Origin of the sequence: Streptomyces lunalinharesii (assembly GCF_039532155.1) — a bacterium.
GTDB classification, from domain to species: Bacteria; Actinomycetota; Actinomycetes; order Streptomycetales; family Streptomycetaceae; genus Streptomyces; species Streptomyces lunalinharesii.
On the sequence record NZ_BAAARK010000005.1, the window covers coordinates 144,308 to 162,928 of the forward strand.

16 protein-coding genes are annotated in these 18,621 nt (G+C 71.5%); 10 read left to right on the forward strand and 6 right to left on the reverse strand.

What is annotated here, in order from left to right; genetic code table 11:
* Nucleotides 1–14: 14 nt before the first annotated feature.
* Together ABD385_RS10145 and ABD385_RS10150 are read right to left on the reverse strand one after the other, a co-directional pair.
* A complete protein-coding gene (locus tag ABD385_RS10145; RefSeq protein WP_344574764.1) occupies nt 15–968 on the reverse strand; it encodes a pirin family protein in 954 nt (317 codons plus the stop codon).
* Between the two features lie 176 nt (nt 969–1,144).
* The gene (locus tag ABD385_RS10150) at nt 1,145–1,615 is read right to left on the reverse strand and encodes an SseB family protein (protein ID WP_274914726.1); all 471 of its coding nucleotides are present in this window, start codon (nt 1,613–1,615) and stop codon (nt 1,145–1,147) included.
* Nucleotides 1,616–1,806: 191 nt separating this feature from the next.
* On the opposite strand from ABD385_RS10150, the gene ABD385_RS10155 reads away from it, so the two are divergent.
* The 7 genes from ABD385_RS10155 (at nt 1,807) to ABD385_RS10185 (ending at nt 11,329) form a co-directional block, all read left to right on the forward strand.
* A complete protein-coding gene (locus ABD385_RS10155; protein WP_344574765.1) occupies nt 1,807–3,633 on the forward strand; it encodes an acyl-CoA dehydrogenase in 1,827 nt (608 codons plus the stop codon).
* Nucleotides 3,634–3,939: 306 nt separating this feature from the next.
* Nucleotides 3,940–5,235: a M18 family aminopeptidase gene (locus ABD385_RS10160; RefSeq protein WP_344574766.1), complete on the forward strand. Its 1,296-nt coding sequence runs from the start codon at nt 3,940–3,942 to the stop codon at nt 5,233–5,235.
* A 1-nt stretch (nt 5,236) separates the two neighbouring features.
* Entirely contained in the window at nt 5,237–7,216 is a 1,980-nt protein-coding gene (locus tag ABD385_RS10165) for an AfsR/SARP family transcriptional regulator (RefSeq protein ID WP_344574767.1), read from the forward strand.
* Between the two features lie 163 nt (nt 7,217–7,379).
* Nucleotides 7,380–8,204 (forward strand): DUF4232 domain-containing protein, encoded by an 825-nt coding sequence (locus tag ABD385_RS10170; protein WP_344574768.1) that lies wholly within the window; start codon nt 7,380–7,382, stop codon nt 8,202–8,204.
* 337 nt (nt 8,205–8,541) lie between these two features.
* A complete protein-coding gene (locus ABD385_RS10175) occupies nt 8,542–9,453 on the forward strand; it encodes a hypothetical protein (protein ID WP_344574770.1) in 912 nt (303 codons plus the stop codon).
* A gap of 187 nt (nt 9,454–9,640) precedes the next feature.
* Nucleotides 9,641–10,534 carry a helix-turn-helix domain-containing protein gene (locus ABD385_RS10180; protein ID WP_344574771.1) on the forward strand — a complete coding sequence of 298 codons (894 nt, stop codon included), beginning with the start codon at nt 9,641–9,643 and terminating at the stop codon, nt 10,532–10,534.
* A gap of 153 nt (nt 10,535–10,687) precedes the next feature.
* On the forward strand, nt 10,688–11,329 hold the full coding sequence (locus tag ABD385_RS10185; protein ID WP_344574772.1) for a DUF4232 domain-containing protein: 642 nt from the start codon (nt 10,688–10,690) through the stop codon (nt 11,327–11,329).
* Between the two features lie 56 nt (nt 11,330–11,385).
* Here ABD385_RS10185 and ABD385_RS10190 read toward each other — a convergent pair whose 3' ends face one another.
* Entirely contained in the window at nt 11,386–13,200 is a 1,815-nt protein-coding gene (locus ABD385_RS10190; RefSeq protein WP_344574773.1) for an NHL domain-containing thioredoxin family protein, read from the reverse strand.
* Nucleotides 13,201–13,264: 64 nt separating this feature from the next.
* Between ABD385_RS10190 and ABD385_RS10195 the strand changes: the two genes are divergently transcribed.
* Both ABD385_RS10195 and ABD385_RS10200 read left to right on the forward strand, forming a co-directional pair.
* Nucleotides 13,265–13,795, forward strand: a complete 531-nt coding sequence (locus ABD385_RS10195; protein WP_344574774.1) for an LURP-one-related/scramblase family protein — start codon at nt 13,265–13,267, stop codon at nt 13,793–13,795.
* A gap of 238 nt (nt 13,796–14,033) precedes the next feature.
* Nucleotides 14,034–14,858 carry a maleylpyruvate isomerase family mycothiol-dependent enzyme gene (locus ABD385_RS10200; protein ID WP_344574775.1) on the forward strand — a complete coding sequence of 275 codons (825 nt, stop codon included), beginning with the start codon at nt 14,034–14,036 and terminating at the stop codon, nt 14,856–14,858.
* Between the two features lie 280 nt (nt 14,859–15,138).
* On the opposite strand, the gene ABD385_RS10205 is transcribed toward ABD385_RS10200, so the two are convergent.
* The 3 genes from ABD385_RS10205 to ABD385_RS10215 form a co-directional block, all read right to left on the reverse strand.
* A complete protein-coding gene (locus ABD385_RS10205) occupies nt 15,139–16,392 on the reverse strand; it encodes an MFS transporter (protein ID WP_344575025.1) in 1,254 nt (417 codons plus the stop codon).
* Between the two features lie 116 nt (nt 16,393–16,508).
* Entirely contained in the window at nt 16,509–17,201 is a 693-nt protein-coding gene (locus tag ABD385_RS10210; RefSeq protein WP_344574776.1) for a GntR family transcriptional regulator, read from the reverse strand.
* Between the two features lie 137 nt (nt 17,202–17,338).
* Complete coding sequence (locus ABD385_RS10215; RefSeq protein ID WP_344574777.1) at nt 17,339–18,190, reverse strand: GNAT family N-acetyltransferase; 852 nt, start codon at nt 18,188–18,190, stop codon at nt 17,339–17,341.
* Nucleotides 18,191–18,396: 206 nt separating this feature from the next.
* Here ABD385_RS10215 and ABD385_RS10220 point away from each other — a divergent pair, with 206 nt between their 5' ends.
* The gene (locus tag ABD385_RS10220; RefSeq protein WP_344574778.1) at nt 18,397–18,573 is read left to right on the forward strand and encodes a hypothetical protein; all 177 of its coding nucleotides are present in this window, start codon (nt 18,397–18,399) and stop codon (nt 18,571–18,573) included.
* Nucleotides 18,574–18,621: the final 48 nt, after the last annotated feature.

Below are 18,621 nucleotides of genomic sequence, written 5' to 3' on the forward strand. Positions count from 1 at the left end.
CCTTCGGCGGCCGCTCAGCGCGCGTCAGCGGGTATCGTCCCCAGCCGGCCGGCCTGGAAGTCCTCGAAGGCCTGGGCCAGTTCGGCGTGGGTGTTCATGACGAACGGCCCGTAGTGCATCATCGGCTCGCGGATCGGCAGCCCACCCAGCAGCACCACCTCGAAGTTGGGGCTGCGCGACTCCTGGCTCTCGTCGGCCCGGACCGTGAGTGCGTCGCCCTCTCCGAAGACCACCGATTGACCCATGTGGAACGGACGGCCCTCCGCGCCGGCCGTGCCGCTGCCGGCCAGGGCGTAGGCGAGACCGTTGAAGTCCGTGCGCCAGGGCAGGGTCACCTGCGCACCCGGGTTCACCGTCAGGTGCATCATCGTGATCGGGGTGTGGGTGATGCCCGGCCCCTGGTGGCCGTCGATGTCACCGGCGATCAGCCGCAGCAGCGCACCGCCGTCGGCGGAGGTCAGCAGCTTGACCTGGCCGCCGCCGATGTCCTGGTAGCGCGGCGCCATCATCTTGTCGCTCTTCGGGAGGTTCACCCACAGCTGGAGGCCGTGGAAGAGGCCGCCCGACATGACCAGCGACTCCGGCGGCGCCTCGATGTGCAGCAGGCCGGAGCCGGCAGTCATCCACTGGGTGTCGCCGTCGTTGATGACTCCGCCGCCGCCGTGCGAGTCGCGGTGCACGAACGTGCCGTCGAGCAGGTAGGTCACGGTCTCGAAGCCGCGGTGCGGGTGCCACGGGGTGCCCTTGGGCTCTCCGGGTGCGTACTCCACCTCGCCCATCTGGTCCATCATGATGAACGGGTCGAGGTACTTGTAGGCGATCCCGGCGAAGGCGCGGCGCACCGGGAAGCCCTCGCCCTCGAAACCGCTCGGGGCGGTGGTGACGTTCAGCACGGGTCGGGTGCGCGCCCCGGCGGGTGCGGCCACCTTCGGCAGGGTCAGCGGATTCTCTACGGTCACTGCGGGCATGACGGCCTCCTCGGTCGTTCGCGCTTCAATCAAGTTAGTTGAAAGCTGAACAACCCGCAAGGTGTGCGTCATTCCCGCTTCTCCCGTCAGGGCGTTTCAGCAGGCCAGCACGGTGCGGCGGGACAAAAGAAGGCCGCCCCGAGGGGCGGCCTCAGACGTCCAGGGGGCGACGCCGGCTAGCCATACATCCGGCGCATGGCGAAGTCGACCATCTGCTCCACGGCCTTCGCGTCGAAGACCATCCGGTGGTCGCCCTCCATGTCGAGGACGAATCCGTAGCCGGTCGGCAGCAGGTCGAGCACTTCGGCGCCGGTGATCACGAAGTACTTGGACTCCTTGCCGGCGTAGCGGCGCAGCTCCTTCAGCGAGGTGAACATCGGGATGACCGGCTGCTGGGTGTTGTGCAGCGCCAGGAAACCGGGGTTGTCACCGCGCGGACAGTAGATCTTGGACGTCGAGAAGATGCCCTGGAAGTCCTCGGCCGACATCGACCCGGTGGTGAAGGCGCGCACCGCGTCGGCGAGGGAGGGCGGGGACGGCTCGGGATACAGCGGCTGCTCGCCGTAGCCCCCGGGGGCCGGTTGCTGCGGCGGGGGCGGCGCTCCGTACTGCTGCCCGGCACCCGCGTTCTGGTCGTAGCCGTACATGCGCCACAGCGTACTGATTCGAGGGTCGCGCGGGGGACGCTCGTCACAGATCGGCCGTTAGGGGTTGCTTCTTATTACTGATGGGTAGCATCATCGGTAGCTACTTGCTGGTATTGCGTATCGAGGTCCCTTCCTCGCGTCGAGGTCTTCCTCGTACAGAGGCCCTCCCGAACCCTTACGGAGCCGTACCCATGGGGCACTACAAGTCGAATCTCCGCGACATCGAGTTCAACCTCTTCGAGGTGTTCGGCCGCGACAGCGTGTACGGCACCGGACCGTTCGCGGAGATGGACGTCGACACCGCCAAGAGCGTGCTGTCCGAGATCGCCCGTCTGTCGGAGAACGAACTGGCGGACTCGTACGCCGACGCCGACCGGAACCCGCCGGTCTTCGACCCGGACACCAACACCGCACCGGTGCCGGACACCTTCAAGAAGAGCTACCAGGCGTACATGGACGCCGAGTGGTGGCGCCTGGGCATCCCGGAGGAGATCGGCGGCACCACCTCGCCGCGCTCGCTCCTGTGGGCCTTCGCCGAGACCATCCTGGGCTCGAACCCGGCCGTGTGGATGTACGCCTCCGGCCCGGCCTTCGCTGGCGTGCTCTTCGAGGAGGGCACCGAGCAGCAGAAGCACATCGCCAAGGTCGCCGTGGAGAAGGGCTGGGGCTCCACCATGGTGCTGACCGAGCCCGACGCGGGCTCGGACGTCGGCGCCGGCCGCACCAAGGCGGTCCAGCAGGAGGACGGCTCCTGGCACATCGAGGGCGTGAAGCGCTTCATCACCTCCGGTGAGCACGACATGGCGGAGAACATCCTCCACTACGTCCTCGCCCGCCCCGAGGGCCACGGCCCCGGCACCAAGGGCCTCTCCCTCTTCCTCGTGCCGAAGTACGAGTTCGACTTCGAGACCGGCGAGCTGGGCGAGCGCAACGGCGCCTACGCCACCAACGTCGAGCACAAGATGGGCCTGAAGGCCTCCAACACCTGCGAGATGACCTTCGGCGACCGCCACCCCGCCAAGGGCTGGCTCATCGGCGAGAAGCACGACGGCATCCGCCAGATGTTCCGGATCATCGAATTCGCGCGCATGATGGTCGGCACCAAGGCGATAGCCACCCTCTCCACCGGCTACCTCAACGCCCTGGAGTACGCCAAGGAGCGCGTGCAGGGCCCCGACCTGGCGGCGTTCACCGACAAGGCCGCCCCGCGCGTCACGATCACCCACCACCCCGACGTGCGCCGTTCCCTGATGACGCAGAAGGCGTACGCCGAGGGCATGCGCGCCCTGGTGCTGTACACCGCCACCGTCCAGGACGAGATCATGGTCAAGGAGGCCGCGGGCGAGGACGTCTCCGCCGCCAACGCGCTGAACGACCTGCTGCTGCCGATCGTCAAGGGCTACGGCTCCGAGAGGTCCTACGAGCAGCTGGCCCAGTCGCTGCAGACCTTCGGTGGCTCCGGGTACCTCCAGGAGTACCCGATCGAGCAGTACATCCGGGACTCCAAGATCGACACCCTCTACGAGGGCACCACCGCCATCCAGGGTCAGGACTTCTTCTTCCGGAAGATCGTCCGCAACCAGGGCGCGGCGCTGACCCAGCTGGCCGGGACCATCAAGGCGTTCCTGGCCGACGCCGAGGGCGGCGCCGAGCTGGAGCAGGCCCGCGGCGAGCTGGCCAAGGCCGCCGAGGCGCTGGAGGCGATCGTCGGCGTCATGCTGACCGACCTCGCCGCCACGGAGCAGGACGTCAAGTCCATCTACAAGGTCGGGCTCAACACCACCCGCCTGCTGATGGCCTCCGGTGACGTCGTCATCGGCTACCTGCTCCTGAAGGGCGCCGCGGTGGCCGCCGAGAAGCTGGCCGGCGCGTCGTCGAAGGACAAGGCGTTCTACACCGGCAAGATCGCCGCCGCGAAGTTCTTCGCGCACAACGTCCTGCCGGGCGTCACGCTCCAGCGCACGCTGGCGGAGTCCATCGACCAGTCCCTGATGGAGCTGGACGAGGCGGCGTTCTGAGGGACCGTTGAGTCCGGGCGGTCCGGGGCCTGTTCCCGGACCGTCACCCGGTTCTCACAAACCTCTCAGAATCACTGATCACACTGGTGGTGCCCGCCTCTCTTCCCCCCGGGAGGCGGGCACCACTGTCGTGTGGGCGGAGGGCGCCCACCGTTGCCCGTGGGCCTCGTTGCCCCGCAAGTGGACCGGAAACCGCTCATTCCGCCGGCACCTCCGCCCTGCGAGGGGGAAATCGTGGCCGGAAGGCAATGGAGTCGCACCCCTCGGGCACACGGAAGTGCGGAGTTGGCTCCTTATGCTGAATCCATGACCAACTCCGTCCGCTTCGACCGCGGCCACACCGACGACCTCATGTCCTTCCTCGCCGCCAGCCCGTCGCCCTACCACGCGGTGGCGAACGCGGCGGAGCGGCTGGAGAAGGCAGGCTTCCGTCAGGTGGCGGAGACCGACGCGTGGGACGGCCGGAGCGGGGGCGCGTACGTGCTGCGCGGCGGCGCGATCATCGCCTGGTACGTGCCCGAGGGGGCCGACGCCGCGACCCCGTACCGCATCGTCGGGGCGCACACCGACTCCCCCAACCTCCGCGTCAAACCGATCCCGGACACCGGCTCCCGCGGCTGGCGGCAGATCGCCGTGGAGATCTACGGCGGCACGCTGCTCAACACCTGGCTCGACCGCGATCTGGGGCTCAGCGGCCGGGTGACGCTGCGGGACGGCAGCAACCGGCTGGTCACCGTGGACCGGCCGCTGCTGCGCGTGCCGCAACTCGCCGTCCACCTGGACAGATCGGTGAACGTCGAGGGGCTCAAGCTCGACAAGCAACGCCACATGACACCGATCTGGGGCCTGGGCGAGGTCGCCGAGGGCGACCTGATCGCGTTCGTGGCCGAGGAGATCGGGGTCCCGGCAGAGGACATCAGGGGCTGGGACCTGATGGTCCACAGCGTGGAACCGCCCGCCTACCTCGGGCGCGACCGCGAACTCGTCGCCGGTCCGCGGATGGACAACCTGCTGTCCGTGCACGCCGGTACGGCCGCACTGACCGCGGCGGCCGCCTCCGGGGACCGGCTGACCAGCATCCCGGTGCTGGCCGCCTTCGACCACGAGGAGAACGGCAGCCAGTCGGACACCGGCGCGGACGGCCCGCTGCTCGGCACGGTGCTGGAGCGTTCGGTCTTCGCCCGCGGCGGCAGCTACGAGGACCGCGCGCGGGCCTTCGCCGGCACCATCTGCCTGTCGTCGGACACCGGGCACGCGGTCCACCCCAACTACAGCGACCGGCACGAGCCGGGGCACCACCCGATGCCCAACGGCGGACCGATCCTGAAGGTGAACGTCAACCAGCGGTACGCGACCGACGGCAGCGGCCGTGCGGTGTTCGCCGCCGCCTGCGAGCGGGCAGGAGTGCCCTGGCAGTCCTTCGTCTCGCACAACGCGATGCCCTGCGGCACCACGATCGGGCCGATCACCGCGGCCCGACACGGCATCCAGACCGTCGACATCGGCGTCGCGATCCTGTCCATGCATTCGGCCCGCGAGCTGTGCGGCGCCCAGGACCCGTACCTGCTGGCGAACGCCCTCGCGGCTTTCCTGGAGAGCTGAGTTGGAATTCTCACTGCTCGGCCCGATCTCCGTGCTGAGCGGCTCCGAGGAGCTGTCGCTCGGGCCCGCCAAACGGCGCAGTGTGCTGGCGCTGCTGCTTCTGCAGCCCAACACCACCGTTCCACTGGAGCAGTTGATCGACTCCCTGTGGGAGGACGAACCACCCGAGCACGCCCGGACGGTCGTCCAGGGGCACGTCTCACGGCTGCGCGCCACGCTGGCGGCGGGCGGTGCCGAGGCGTTCGGCATCGAGCTGGCCACCCACGGCTCGGCCTACCTGCTCCGGCTGCCGGAAGAACTGATCGACGCCCACCGGTTCGGTGAACTCGTCGCGCTGGCCCGCCCCGAGGCGGCGCCGGCCGATGCGATCCCGCTGCTGCGCGAGGCACTGGGGCTGTGGCGCGGGCCGGCGCTCACCGGCACGGTCACCAGCCCGCCGTTCGCCGCCGCCGCGCACGCCCTCGAAGAGCGCAGGCTGTCGGCCGTCGAGGCACTGGCCCGGGCGTACGGCGCGCTCGGCGAGAACGAACAGGCAGCGGCCGTCCTGTACTCCGCGGCCGTCAACCACCCTCTGCGGGAGGGGTTGATCGCCGCGCTGATGCGGGCGCTGTTCCGGACCGGACGGCAGTCCGACGCGCTGGAGTGGTTCCACCGCACCCGACGGCTGCTCAGCGAGGAACTGGGCGTCGATCCCGGCGAGCGGCTGCGGTCGGCGTACGAGGAGATCCTGCGAGCGGAGACCGCGGACGACGCCCGGAAGACCGCCGAGCCGACGCGCGGCGCCACGGGCGCTCCGGCCGAGGAGCGCGTGTTTCACGTGAAACACGACGGTGACGCACCGGCTCCCCGTGGCGGGGGCACGGGCGGGGCCGGCAGTCCGGCGCAGACCGGCCGGAGCGGGTCCGGCGGCGCGCCGCGCCTGCTTCCCCGGCCGCCTGCCCGCTTCCTGGGACGACAGGCCGAACTGCACGCCCTGACGGACGTGTTGACGGACCGTACGACCGGGGAGAGTCCACTCGCCGTGGTCGCCGGCCCGGCCGGGGTCGGCAAGACGGCGTGCGCCGTGCAGTGGGCGCACCTGCACGCCGGTTCCTTCCCCGACGGCCAGCTCTTCGCCGATCTGCGGGGCTTCGGCGAGGGCGACGAGACGGCCCCGGCCGAGGTCCTGCGGGACTTCCTCCAGGCGCTCGGCACCCCGCCGGAACGGGTGCCGAGTTCCGCACAGGCCGCCTCGGCGCTGTTCCGCTCGCTGGTCGCCGAGCGCCGGGTGCTGGTCGTCCTGGACAATGCGCGGAGTTCGGCGCAGGTGCGGCCGCTGCTGCCCGGTGGTCCGCACTGCGTCACGGTCGTCACCAGCCGCAGCCGGCTCGACGGCCTGGTCGCCACGGACTGCGCCCGGCCGGTGGGCCTCCAGGCCCTCGGCCACGAGGAGGGCGCTGCGCTGCTCGGCGCCATGCTGGGGTCGGACCGGGTCGCGGAAGACCCGGCGGCCGCCCGCGAACTGGTGGACCTGTGCGACGGGTTGCCCCTGGCGCTCCGTGCCGCGGCGGCACAGCTGACCGCCCGGCCGCGCTGGCGGCTGGCCCGGCTGGCCTCCGCGCTGCGCGACGAACGGCGTCGGCTGGCGCTGCTGTCGGCGGAGGACACCGGAATAGCGGCGGCGCTGCGCGTCTCGGTCGCCCGGTTGTCCGCGGACGACGCCCGGCTGCTGCGGGCCTTGGCCAACAGCCCCGACGGGCATCTCAACGCCTCCGCCGCGGCGGCCCTCGCCGGGTCCGACCAGGAGCGCACGCAGGACGGACTCGAACGGCTCGCGGAGATGCACCTGGTGGACGAAGAGGCCACCGACGTCTACACGATCAGCGCCCTGACGCAGCTGTTCGCCCGGGACGGGGGTGCGGAGGGCGGCCGGCGACCGGACGGCGGCGCGGGAACGGAGCCCGACGGGTCGGGCGGACGCCCGGGGGGCGGGGCCGGCTGAGCCGCGGCCGCGACGGGGGAGAAGGGCGTTAGGCAGGCGTTAGCGGTACGGCAGCGGCGGTCGGCAGTCTTGTGGACAGACCGCAGGACCAGGGCCGGCCGACCACGCCGGGCCAGATAGCGGAGCGCCTCGCCGCGCCCCGCCGCCCGGGGGGAGACCGGACATGCCACGCACCGATGCCGCCACCACGGCCCGTACGCCCCGTTCGACCCGGCGCCGTACGCTGCGGATCGCCGCGGCCGGGCTGACCGCGGTGGCCGCGCTGACCCTCACCGCCTGCGGCGGCCAGGACAACCCGCTCAAGACCAGCGACGCCAAGCCGTTCGACCCCGCGCCCCAGGACGCCAAGGACCCGGCGGCCAACGGCCTGCACACTCCGCCGGGCACCCCCACTCCGGCGGGGAAGGGCAACGGCGGCGCCAAGGGCAACGGCGGTGCGGCGGGGAAGAACGGCACGGGCGACGGCACCGTCGCGGACAGCACGACCGCCGGCGGGAAGCACGGTCCAACGGCCGGTTCCGGAGGACAGGCCACCACCGGTGGCGGCCGGGGGTCGAGCACCCGGCGCACCACCTGTGACCCCTCCAAGGTCCGCATCGTGGCGCAACCGCTGACCCGCCCGATCAACCACCTGCTGCTGCAGGCCACCAACACCTCCGGCGCCACCTGCGACCTCCACGCCTACCCCTTCCTCCAGTTCGACGAGGCCCAAGCCCCGGTGGCCGTCCTTCCGGACAGCAAGCCGCAGGCCGTGGTCACCCTGGCACCGGGGGAGTCGGGCTACGCCGGTGTGCTGCTGTCCCAGGCCGACGGAGCCCAGGGCGGCCGCAAGGCGACCTCGCTCTCCGTCAGCCTCGCCGGGCCTGACGGCGGGGGGAGCGTCGGCGGGTCGGCGAACGTCGCGCTGCCGGGCGGCTCGGCGTACCTCGACGACAGCGCGCAGGTGACGTACTGGCAGTCGGACCCCAACACCGCGGCCTCCTGGTAGTCCGGACCGCGCAGGGCCGAGGACGGCCTTCCGAAAGCAGGGCGCCCGCGATTCCCCCGGCGGGCGCCCTTTCCTCTTGCCCGCTTCCCGTCGCTCTCCCCCAGCCCGCGTGCGGCACGGTCTCCGGACCTGCCCGCGGCTGTCCCGTCATGTCCCAGCAGGCCCCCCTCGGCGTCCCGAAAACCTCCGCCGCCCGCCACGTCCCCGCAGGTCACGGCCCTGTGAGACGAGAGCGACGTCCCGCCGTGCGTGAAACGGCGGTGCACCGGGACCGCCCCGGCCCACCATGGTCTCCGTCGTCGCGAGGGGACCCCGCGGACGGCACCACGGACCGACGATGCGGAGGGGCACCGGCATGGAGGAACACGGCACCACGCAACCGGGGGGCGGCACAACCCCGGTGCCGGGCGCGGCGTCCGGGCTCCGCCGGCCCCTGCTGCGCCGGGTCCTTCCGACCGCCGCCGCGGTGGGTCTCGGCATCACCGGGATCGCCGGGGTCGCGCACGGCGCCGTCGGTTCGACGCAGCGGAGCGCCGCCGACTTCCCGACCTGGGGGACCCGTTGGGTGGTGCACGCCAGCGCCGACACCGGCTCCCCCGCCGTCGGAATGATCAACGCCTCGGCGCCGGGGAAGGACCGGATCACCGCCGACTACCAGGTGAACACCGGCCGGCGCGTCTGCGAGGGCAGCGCCTGCTCGACCTACATGGCCCACCTCACCGGGCCGGTCGGCGGCTTCCTCACCGTGGTCGCGGTGGACATACCGCAGGACCGGCTGCCGGGCATACCCGTGCAGGGCGGTCCACCGCCACGCCCCGACGCCTCCCGCCAGGAGATGCTGGCGCGCGCCGCCACCTGGCTGACCGCCGACAACGGGTCCCCGGTCCCGTACAGCCAGGCCGAGGTCTGGAGGGACGGCTACCGGCAGGACTGCTCGGGCTATGTGTCGATGGCCCTCCGGCTGCCGACACCCGGCACCAACACCGTGGGTCTGGCGACCGATCGCGGCCTCACCCGGCCGATCTCGCTCGGTGCGTTGAAGGGCGGCGACCTGCTCATCGATGCGTCGGGGGACAACAACAACCGACACGTCGTCATCTTCGAGAAGTGGAGCGACGCCGCGCACTCCTCGTACACCGCCTTCGAGCAGCGCGGCGACCACGGCACCGACCACCGGAGCCTGACCTACGGTCTGCCGGGCGGTGACCCGGAGTTCAGGCCGTACCGGCCCGTGGTGTTCGGCGACTGAACGGCGACAGCGAACGGGGGGCGGGGCACGTGCGGCCGACCTGGCTCGCGATCCACCGGGCCGAGCACGCTGTTTCACGTGAAACGTCACCGAACGGTCCGGGTTCGTTCCGGATCGCGTAACGAGGGGTACTTCCGCCACAGGGGAGCGGAAGTGCCCCTCGCACGCGCATGTCCACTGTGCTGGAATGCGAAGCGTGCCTGGCCATGAGAACGACGCCACGAATGTCCGACGCAAGCCACTGGCCCCACTCCCGGCTGAACTCTCCGGTCCCGCCCGGGACTTCGTCTCCGCACTGCGCCGCATGCACGGCGAACTGGGTTACAGCCTCCAGGAGTTAGCAGCCCGCCTGCCGGCCAGCCGCTCGTCCCTGTCGCGCTATCTGCGCGGCCAGAGCCTGCCCGACGAACGGCTGCTGGTGCAGTGGTGCAAGCTCTCCTTCACGGGTGAGGACCGGCTGCCGGCGCTGGTGGAGCTGCTCCACCGCGCCCAGGAGGCGGCGGACGAGGCGGCGACGCCGGCTACGGAGCCGCCCGCAGCGGCCGAACCGGACGCGGCGACACCGACGGACCGCGAGGCAGCGGCGGGGGTGGCGGATGCGGATCCACGGGCGGCAGTGCCGGGCCGGCGCCGGTTGCGGCTGGTGCTGGCCGGGCTCGGCACCGCCGCCGTCCTCGCCGGAGCGGCGTTCGCCGTCATGGCGCTGAACGGTTCGGACGCGGACGGCCGGGTGGCGGGCGACGGGCGGGCACCGGCCGCGGCGGGCGCGGGAGCGGCCCGGATCACCGTCAACAACGTCGAACGGGCCTGCCAGCACAGCCGTACCGACTACTGCGCGCTCGGACTGGCCCGCGACCCCTATGCGCCGTACCTGCGGCCCAACGTCGTGGGCCGCGTCTGGCACGGTGACGTCCTGGCAGCCGTCTGCAAGATCGCCGACGGGATCAGCGTCACCGACGAGGCCGGCGGGCACAGCAGCATCTGGTTCCGGGTCGACCACGCGGGAGGCAGGGCCTGGATGCCGGGCATCCGCGTCCGGCCGGAGCAGCTCGACGACGGGCTGCCCCGGTGCCCGAACTGACCGCGCCCGGGTTGAGCGGTCCACGCCGGGGAAAGACCAGCCGGAGGCCGTGCGGCACGCACCCGCCCCGGCCCTTCGAGGGGCAGTCGCTATCGTGGCCGTGCCATGACATAGCCGCCCCGCTGTCCGCAGTACCTCACTGGGGGAACTTCCATGACCGCACGCCGCACCCGTCGCCGCTCCGCCGCGTACGCCGCGCTGGCCCTCGGCCTGGCCGGCTCGCTCGCGCTGACCGGCTGCAACAGCAGCTCCTCGAAGTCGAAGAGTTCGTCCTCGTCCTCCAAGAGCAAGAAGCGCAAGATCATCGGCGGTGGCGCCGCAGCGGCGGGAGCCGGCGCCGGCGCGGCGGCCAACCGTCACGTGTCGAACTGCAACCTCACCACTGCCCGGCTCCAGTTCGGCCAGGTGACGGGGCCCAAGGGGTACGTGACCGTGCGGTACCGGAACTCCTCCAGCTCGCTGAGCTGCACGCTGTACGACGCACCGCTGCTGTCGTTCAACCAGGCGAAGACGCCGCTGCCGAGGGTGAAGCCCGACTCGGGCCACCTGGTGACCCTGCGCCCGCACTCCACCGCCTACGCGGTCATCCCGACCACCAGCGCCGCCGCCCTGGGCACGAAGCAGAAGGACGTGGCCGTCCAGTTCATGGGCCGGTCGGAGGGTTCCCGGACCACCGGCCAGCCCGTGACGTACGACTTCGCCGAGAAGTACACGACGATCTCCGTCGGCCAGAGCAAGGTCACCAACTGGTACAGCACCCTCTCCGCGGCGAAGTTGGAGGCCGGCGTCGGGTGACGTCCCCCGGTCGCCGACCTCCCGGCCGGCACGCGTAGCCCCGGCCCCGGTCGGGGCTACTCCGCGTCCAGCCCCGCCAGCACGAGGCCCAGCCGGGCCGCGCCGTCCCCGGTGATCCGGACCGGAACGCCCCAGTCCTGCTGGTGCACGTGACAGGCCGGGTACTCGATGTCCGGGTCGTCGTCGCAGGACGCGGCCATCGCCGAGACGTGCAGCACGCCCTCGGTCGCGCCGTCCGCGAGGACCAGGTCCCGCGCCAGGTCGGTGCCCGCACCCGCCCCGTCGGCGAGCAGCTCCGGCGGCGTGGCGCTGACCAGCAGCCGCGTGGAGGGGCCGTAGCGGGTGTCGAGCTTCTGGCCGGCCGGGGCCTGGAAGACCACGTCGAGCCGGAGCGTGCCGGGGGCGATGTCGGTCGCGGCCCGCTGGGTGCGGTGGGCCACCGACTCCACGCGCACCGCCTCCTCGGGGAGCCGGAGCCGGGTCAGCCGGTGCCGCGCGGACTCCACCACCACGATGTCGTCGTCGGCGAGGACCGCCGCGGAGGGCTCCCGCAGATCGGTGGCGAGGGTGGTCACCTCACCGCTGGCCGGGTCGTAGCGGCGCAGCGCGTGGTTGTACGTGTCCGCGACGGCCACCGAACCGTCGGGGAGCGCGGTCACGCCCAGCGGGTGCTGGAGCAGGGCCTGCTCGGCCGCGCCGTCCCGGTGCCCGAAGTCGAAGAGTCCGGTGCCGACGGCCGTGCGGACCACGTAACCGTCCGCGCCGTCGTCGGCCGCCCGCTCGATCCAGCGCACCGCGCTGGTCTCCGAGTCGGCGATCCACAGCCGGTCGCCGGCCGCCGCGAGCCCGGAGGGCTGGGCGAACCACGCCTCCGCCGCGGGGCCGTCCACCAGGCCCTCGTTGGTGGTGCCGGCGGCCACCGCCACCGTGCCGTCGGCCGGGTCGTAGGCCCAGATCTGGTGGACGCCGGCCATCGCGATCCACAGCCGGTCCTGCCACCAGGCGAGGTCCCACGGCGAGGAGAGGTCCACCTCGCGCGCCGGGCCCGCGGTCGGCGAGCCCTGCCACCACTGCTTGCCGGTGCCGGCCACCGTCTCCAGGGCGCCGGTCGCGGGGTCGAAGATCCGGACGGCGTGGTTGACGGTGTCCGCGACGGCGACCGTGCCGTCGGGCAGCAGCGCCAGCCCCTGCGGCTCGTTGAAGGAGTCCGGGCCCAGCCCGCGTTCCCCGCTCCCGATCCGGCGCAGCACCTCCTCGCCGTCGGCGGCCAGCTCCACCAGTTGGTGCCGGGTGGTGTCGGAGACCAGGAACGTTCCGCCGGGCAGCCGCACGGCCTTGCCCGGGAAACGGAGGTCGGTGGCGACCGGCTCCGGCGGCACGTAGGGGCCGTCGCCGCGCCGCAGCGTGCCCTTGGCGCCGTGCTCGGCGACCAGCTCCTCGACGAGCGTCTCGATGGCGTGCGCGTGGCCCTCGCCCGCGTGCTGGGCCACGACGTACCCCTCGGGGTCGATCACCACCAGCGTCGGCCACGCCCGGACCGCGTACTGCTTCCAGGTCGCGAGCTCCGGGTCGTCGAGGACGGGGTGCTCCACGCCGTACCGCTCGACGGCGTCGACGACGGCCTGGTGGTCGGCCTCGTGCACGAACTTCGGGGAGTGCACACCAATGATCACGACCGAGTCGCGGTGCCGCTCCTCCAGCTCCCGCAGCTCGTCCAGGACGTGCAGGCAGTTCACACAGCAAAACGTCCAAAAATCGAGGATGACAATGCGTCCTCGCAGGTCAGAGAGGGTGAGTTCGTTTCCGCCGGTGTTGAGCCAGCCGCCCTTGCCGATCAGCTCGGGGGCCCGGACGCGCGCACGTGAAGCCATGTGGACATTCAACGTCACCCCGGTGCCCAGGCATTCCACAGGGGCCACGGGGAACACGTCACCCATGCTGCAATCCCACGAGGCGCACCATCCTCGCTCCCGCAAGTACTTCGTGCACGACCGGATCTTCGGCATCGGCGATGACTACTGGGTCGACGACGATCACGGACGGCACGCGTTCCTCGTGGACGGGAAGGCGCTTCGACTGCGTGAGACCTTCGAGCTCAAGGACACCGAGCGGCGGGTCCTGATCACCATCCGCAAGAAGATGTTCAGCCTGCGCGACGCGATGACCATCGAGCGGGACGACGAGCCGCTGGCCACCATCAAGCGCAAGCGCCTTTCGTTGCTGCGCCACCACTTCCGCGTCGAGCTGGTCGACGGCACCGAGCTGGACGTGAGCGGCAAGATCTTCGACCGGGAGTTCGCGGTCGAGTACGACGGCGAACTGCTCGCCGAGATCTCCCGGCGGTGGCTGACCGTGCGTGACACCTACGCCGTCAACGTCGTGCGGGAGGACGCGGACCCGGCGCTGCTGATCGCCGTCGCGGTCTCCGTGATCCGGATGGCCGAGCGGGAGCGGGAGGACGACTGAGGAGGTGCCGGACGTACCGACCAAACCCCTCTTACCGGACGGTAATTGGCCGGTCTCGCCGGCTCCGCAGCAATCGGCAGCGGCGAATCGCGCACACTACCACCGGCAACGCTTTCGAACGGCCCGGCCGTCAAACATCCGCCTACGATGGTCACCCGAAAGCACTGCCGGGGTGCCCGTGCGCAGCGTAACTTAACTGCCAGACAGCAGCCCGCGTACGAACCGTTCGAGGGGTCCCGTGACCGTCCATCCCAGCCTTCAGTCCTCCATCGATGCCTGGACGCATTCCATAGAAGCGATAACCGAGCTGGTGACGCCGCTCGTCGAAGGCGAGTGGAACAGGGCGACGGACCTCCCAGGTTGGTCCGTGCGCGACATCGTCTCCCACGTCATCGGCCTGGAATGCGAGATGTTGGGCGACCCCCGGCCGATCCACACGCTGCCCCGCGACCTGTACCACGTGCGCAGCGAGTCGGCCCGCCGGATGGAGGTCCAGGTGGACGTCCGTCGGCACCACACCGCACCGGAGATGCTCAGCGAGCTCGAATACACCATCATCCGGCGCTCCCGGCAGCTGCGGAACGAGTCCCGTCAGCCGGACACCGTGGTGCGCAGCCCGCTCGGCGAGGAGCGGACCCTGGAATTCGTCCTGGAGCAGCGGGCGTTCGATGTCTGGGCGCACGAGCAGGACCTCCGCCGGGTGCTCGGCAAGCCCGGCAACCTCGACTCGGCGGGTGCGCTGGTGGCCCGCGACCTGCTGGTGCGGGTGCTGCCCGGGATCGTCACCAACCGAGCCAAGGCACCGGCCCGTTCGACGGTGGTTTTCGACATCAGCGGCCCGGTGGAGTTCATGCGGACCGTCCGGGTCGACGCCGAGGGGAAGGCCACCATCGACGGCAGCGTCTCGCTCGGCCCGACGGTGACACTGACCATGGACTGGGACGCCTTCCACCAACTGGCCTGCGGGCGGGTCCGGCCGGCGGCCCTGGACGAGCAGATCAAGATCGACGGCGACCAGGACCTCGCCCGGGCCATCCTCGACACCCTCGCCGTGACGCCGTGACGCTCGGGCTGCGGCACACCCGAGCGAAACCAGTGGCCCGGACGGGGCGCACCACGAGGAACTGAGGGCCTGCTGGGCCCGCAGTGGCGCGGAAACCCGTCAGCGCGGTCTCCCTCTGCCTGCACTGCTGCCCGTCGGCTGGGCGGTCCGCAAGGGATGAGCGGTTTCACGTGAAACGAACCCCGCAGTTTCACGTGAAACAGCCGTTGCCGTTTCACGTGAAACGAAGCTCTCGGCGGGCGGCCGAGGAGGCGTCCGCCGGAGGGCCCGGCGCCCGTCCTCAGGCCGGGACGTGAACGGCCTCGACCCTGCTGACCACCAACCGTTCCCGTTCGCGCCGTGCCGCGCGCCGACGCAGCCGGAGGATCTGCGAGATGCCGAGCGCCTCCAGGACGAAGACCGAGGCGAAGGCGATCCGGTAGTTGTCGCCGGTGGCGTCGAGCAGGACGCCGACCGCGAGCAGCGTGGTCATCGAGGCGGTGAAGCCCCCCATGTTGACGATGCCGGACGCGGTGCCCTGGCGCTCCGGCGGATTGGCCGGCCGGGCGAAGTCGAAGCCGATCATCGAAGCGGGACCACAGGCGCCCAGCACCACACAGAGCACGACCAGCAGCGCCATGGGCGCGTGCGCGGCCGGCCAGCACAGGGTGAGCGCCCACACCAGGGCGGTGGCCGCGACGGTGCCCAGCGCCAGCGGCAGCCGCGCCGCGTGGTGGCGCGCGATGATCTGGCCGTAGACCAGGCCGACGGCCATGTTGGAGAGCACCACGAGGGTCAGGAGCTCGCCGGCCGTGCCGCGGGAGAGGCCCTGTGCCTCCACGAGGAACGGCAGGCCCCACAGCAGCAGGAAGACCATCGCCGGGAACTGGGTGGTGAAATGCACCCACATGCCCAGCCGGGTGCCGGGCTCGCGCCAGGCGGACGTGATCTGGCCGCGGATGGACGCGGCGCCGCTGTGTTCGCGGGGCGCCGGCGGCGGGGCGAAGCCCTCGGGGTGGTCCTTGAGGAAGAGCAGCAGCAGGACCAGCACGGCGATGCCGCCCAGGGCGCTGCCGGCGAAGGTCGTCGTCCAGCCGAAGGTGTGCAGCAGGCGGGCCAGGACGAGGGTGGAGATCAGATTGCCCGCCATGCCGACCAGGGCAGCGATCTGCGCGATCATCGGGCCGCGCCGGGCCGGGAACCAGCGGGAGCCGAGGCGCAGCACGCTGATGAAGGTCATCGCGTCACCGCAGCCCAGCAGCGCCCGCGAGCCGAGCGCCATGCCGTACGAGTCCGAGAACGCGAAGCCGAACTGGCCCGCGGTGTAGAGCACCACACCGATGGTCAGGACCTTCTTCGCGCCCAGCCGGTCGACCAGCAGGCCGACGGGTATCTGCATGCCCGCGTAGACCAGCAGCTGCAGGATCGAGAAGGTGGACAGGGCGGAGGCGTTGATGTGGAAGCGGTGGGCGGCGTCCAGGCCGGCCACGCCGAGGCTGGTGCGGTAGGTGATCGCGACGAAGTAGACCGCGACGCCGATGCCCCATACGGCCACGGCCTTCCGGCCGCCGGGCGGGTCCGAGGGCAGCAGCCGGACGCCGCCCCCACCTATGCCGCCTATGCCACCGCCGGTGGAACTGTCGCTGCCGGCGGCACCGTCGGCACGCCCGCTCATCGCTCGTTCCCCTGCGCGAGGTTGCGGACCCAGCTGACGTGCCGCTGTACGGCGTCGGTGGCGGCTTCGGCGTCGCCGGCCCGCAGTGCCTCCAGGATCTCGGTGTGCTCGGTGATGTTCTTGGCGATCCGGTCGGGGTGGGCGTGCATCACCGCGACGCCCATCCGCAGTTGCCGGTCGCGCAGCTGCTCGTAGAGCCGGTCCAGGATCTGGTTGCCGGCACTGCGCACGATGGCGGCGTGGAAGGCGCGGTCGGTGATCGACACGGCGGCCAGGTCGCCCGCCGCGGCCTGCTCCCGCATCGTCTCGACGAGTCCGGTCAGCTCCTCGACCAGTGTGGCGCCGGCGGGCACGGCCTTGGCCGCGGCGTGCTTCTCCACCAGCAGCCGGGTCTCGACGACATCGGCGATCTCCTGCGCGGAGACCGGCAGGACCAGCGCGCCCTTCTTCGGGTAGAGCTTGATCAGCCCTTCCACCTCCAGCCGCAGCAGCGCCTCCCGCACCGGGGTGCGGGAAACGCCCACCGCGTCGGCGAGCTCCCCTTCGGTGAGCAGCATCCCGCCCTCGTAGCGGCGCTCCAGGACGGCGTCCTTGATGTGGGTGTAGACCCGCTCGGCAGCGGGTGGCTGTTTGGCGGGAACGGGACCGGTCTCCCTCGTGGGGGCGGTGGACAGGGACGCTGATGGCATGCGCACAGGATAGATACAACAAGTATGCGACCGGTACGGCATTCCGCAATGCGGACGATCAACGCGTCATTTGCCCTGGTAGGAGGCGCTATGCGGGGTCGGCCGGGCCTGCTTCGAGGCACCGGCCGACCGTCGCCTCAGGCCGACATCCGCCCCTGCGCGACCAGGTGGTCGACCACCTGGCGGTGGGCGGGTGCGCAGCGCGCGGAGGACTCGTGGCGGTCGAACCACGCGTACTCGGCGATCTCCCGGCCGGGAGCCGGCTCGATGTCTCGGGGACCGCCGGTGAAGCACGTCATGTGCAGCCGCCGACCGTTCTTGCCGTGCGCCACGTCGTGGACGACGAACGCCTCGGAGAGCTCCTCGGCCGGGATGCGCAGCCCGAGTTCCTCCGAGAGCTCCCGGGAGAGCGCCTCGCGTGCCGTCTCCCCCGGCTCGTACTTGCCGCCCGGGAGGTAGAAGGTGTCGTTCCCCCGCGTCCGCACGCTCAGCAGCCGGCCGTCCCGCACGTGGAGCCACGACACCGACCGCAGCGGCGCCTCCCGTTCCACGGCGACCAGCGGGTGGCCACTCAGGTCGTCGATCCGCCGCCCGCACTCGGTGAAGCCCAGGTGCGCGTAGAACCCACGGGCCCGGGTGTTCTCCTCGAAGACCTCCAGGGTCAGCGCGCCGTACCGCGCGGCCGCATGCTCCACCAGGTCCCGGCCGATCCCGTCGCCCTGCGCGTCCGGCGCCACGAACAACCCGCCGATCTCCACCCCGGCGTCGTCCCCGCCCAGGAGTCCCAGCACCCCGATGACGGCCCCGTCGCGCTCGGCGACCCAGTTCTCCGCCCGGACGAGATGCACCTCGCCCAGGACCCTGGCCCGCTCCCCCTCGCCTTCTCCCTCGATGAACGGATGCGCCTGCTTCGACGCCCTGGACCACAGGTCGCAGACCGCGTCCTGATCTGCGTCCCGATAGCGCCGGATGACCGTGTGACTGCTCATTTCGCCGACCGTAAAGAGCCGGGCCGCCGGCGGCAAACCGATTCCGGCCGAGGCCCGCCCCCGCTCGGAAGGGGGACCCGAGGGGGACCCGCGGTCCGACTCAAGGCGTAGGCGATTCCGTACCTGACGCGTACGGAACGGCCGCATCCCCATGGGTGAATGGACACACGGAACCGATACGGCACGCCGTACAAGGGGAGTTGACCATGCAGTCCAGGACGCACACCGGCCGCCGTGCGCGCAATGCCGTCGCACTGGCCCTGATCGTCGCCACCGTATGGGCCGGTGCCGCACTGGCCCGCAGCGCGGCACCGGTCGACCCGTCCGCCCCGACCGGCCCGGTGGCGCACTTCAGCCGCGTGGTCGACCTCATCCGCGGCTGAGCAACGACCAAGGGCGGTGTTTCACGTGAAACGCACCGACCGTTTCAC

Coding starts and splice junctions, on each gene's coding strand:
- ABD385_RS10145 (WP_344574764.1), bottom strand. CDS start 968: ATGCCCGCAGTGACCGTAGAGAATCCGCTGACCCTGCCGAAGGTGGCC.
- ABD385_RS10150 (WP_274914726.1), bottom strand. CDS start 1,615: ATGTACGGCTACGACCAGAACGCGGGTGCCGGGCAGCAGTACGGAGCG.
- ABD385_RS10155 (WP_344574765.1), top strand. CDS start 1,807: ATGGGGCACTACAAGTCGAATCTCCGCGACATCGAGTTCAACCTCTTC.
- ABD385_RS10160 (WP_344574766.1), top strand. CDS start 3,940: ATGACCAACTCCGTCCGCTTCGACCGCGGCCACACCGACGACCTCATG.
- ABD385_RS10170 (WP_344574768.1), top strand. CDS start 7,380: ATGCCACGCACCGATGCCGCCACCACGGCCCGTACGCCCCGTTCGACC.
- ABD385_RS10175 (WP_344574770.1), top strand. CDS start 8,542: ATGCGGAGGGGCACCGGCATGGAGGAACACGGCACCACGCAACCGGGG.
- ABD385_RS10180 (WP_344574771.1), top strand. CDS start 9,641: ATGCGAAGCGTGCCTGGCCATGAGAACGACGCCACGAATGTCCGACGC.
- ABD385_RS10185 (WP_344574772.1), top strand. CDS start 10,688: ATGACCGCACGCCGCACCCGTCGCCGCTCCGCCGCGTACGCCGCGCTG.
- ABD385_RS10190 (WP_344574773.1), bottom strand. CDS start 13,200: ATGGCTTCACGTGCGCGCGTCCGGGCCCCCGAGCTGATCGGCAAGGGC.
- ABD385_RS10195 (WP_344574774.1), top strand. CDS start 13,265: ATGCTGCAATCCCACGAGGCGCACCATCCTCGCTCCCGCAAGTACTTC.
- ABD385_RS10210 (WP_344574776.1), bottom strand. CDS start 17,201: ATGCCATCAGCGTCCCTGTCCACCGCCCCCACGAGGGAGACCGGTCCC.
- ABD385_RS10215 (WP_344574777.1), bottom strand. CDS start 18,190: ATGAGCAGTCACACGGTCATCCGGCGCTATCGGGACGCAGATCAGGAC.
- ABD385_RS10220 (WP_344574778.1), top strand. CDS start 18,397: ATGCAGTCCAGGACGCACACCGGCCGCCGTGCGCGCAATGCCGTCGCA.